Origin of the sequence: Acinetobacter rudis, assembly GCF_031157835.1 — a bacterium.
Classification (GTDB): Bacteria; Pseudomonadota; Gammaproteobacteria; order Pseudomonadales; family Moraxellaceae; genus Acinetobacter; species Acinetobacter rudis_A.
Map to the genome: position 1 here is coordinate 1 of NZ_JAVIDR010000053.1, position 631 is coordinate 631.

At 39.1% G+C, this 631-nt stretch carries 1 protein-coding gene; it reads right to left on the reverse strand.

Going from position 1 to position 631, the window contains the following annotated elements; translation table 11 throughout:
• The coding region (locus RFH42_RS16850) for an aminotransferase class III-fold pyridoxal phosphate-dependent enzyme (protein ID WP_308977091.1) at window positions 1–631 on the reverse strand (631 nt) is incomplete at both ends.

The window sequence follows — 631 nt, forward strand, 5'->3', positions numbered from 1 at the left end:
AACTCGCTTTCATTCGCTTTAGGGTCCCAAACACCGTGATACTCTGTTTCAAATAAACGTGCAAATTCAGCAACTAATTTATCTGCATACTCTTCAGCAGTCATTCCTTTAGGGCGACGGAATGGGTATGGGAATGGTACAAATTGCGCACGATCACCAAAATGACCAAAACGACGACGGTAACGATAGCTTGAAGTGATTGAAGATGCACCTAAAGTACGACCATGATATCCGCCTTCAAAAGCGAACATACGGCTCTTCCCTTTACAGAAGTTACGTACTAATTTAAGAGAATCTTCGATTGATTGTGAACCACCAACGTTATAGTGAACACGACCCTTTTGTCCGGTTTTATTTTGAATATCGAGTGCAATCGCCTTACTTAATTCAATTTTAGTCGGATGTAAGTATTGGCTGGCAATTTGTGGTAATTCATGAATTTGATCGATCAGCACTTTTTCTAAACGTGGATTTTTATAACCAAAGTTTACAGCTGAATACCACATCTGTAGATCTAAATAGGCAATATCCTGATCATCATAGAGATAACTTCCCTGACAATTGGTAAAAATTTTCGGCGGATTCACATAGTGTACTGTGTCGCCATGTGAACAATATAACGCTTCATCTT